Raw genomic sequence first — 550 nt, forward strand, 5'->3', positions numbered from 1 at the left:
CCCTCCGTTGTGTAGTCAATGCGCGCAGTGTACGCCGCTATTTACTCGTCGTCAACTCCAAAATCACATTCGTCAAATGCCTCGTCCTCCCACTTAGCTTCTTCGAAGTGATTACGCCACATGAAGAATCGCGGATCATCCTTGTTGTAGGGATTGCGCGATGCCCCGTCCATTCCGCGCTCGCGCCACGCGCGTCTTGCTTGTTCCCGCATCGTCATTTCTTTTTCGCTTCCTGCTTCTTGATCCAACGATCCGCAATTTCCTCTTCCAGAACTTGCATGATGGATTGAACAACACAGCGCATCGAATCCAACTCAGGCAACGTGCGTCGATGGCGGTTCAGCTGTCGGACAAGAGCACGAAGCTCTTTTGTTGGGTGCTCACGGTGCTTGGCGCTCGATATCAACTTCAGTGCGCGCTCCGCGACCTCTGTGAACGACCAGTGTCGCGTGCCCTTGACCTCGATGCGCGAGTGCCCCGCACGCCATTTACGGTCTTCGATGATATCGTCAGCGCGCCACCCATCGTACTTGGTGGGCAAGAGCTTAGC

At 55.1% G+C, this 550-nt stretch carries 2 protein-coding genes; both read right to left on the reverse strand.

The genetic code is table 11. The features are described from left to right. Positions 1–41: 41 nt before the first annotated feature. Positions 42–248 (reverse strand): hypothetical protein, encoded by a 207-nt coding sequence (locus AC1RPW_RS07875; RefSeq protein ID WP_281116333.1) that lies wholly within the window; start codon positions 246–248, stop codon positions 42–44. After that, positions 215–550 (reverse strand): hypothetical protein (locus AC1RPW_RS07880; RefSeq protein ID WP_481769425.1); only part of this gene is annotated, 336 nt, incomplete at its 5' end. The genes AC1RPW_RS07875 and AC1RPW_RS07880, both read right to left, overlap by 34 nt.

The sequence above is a fragment of the Dellaglioa sp. CoH-55-MRSF-8 genome, assembly GCF_056782195.1.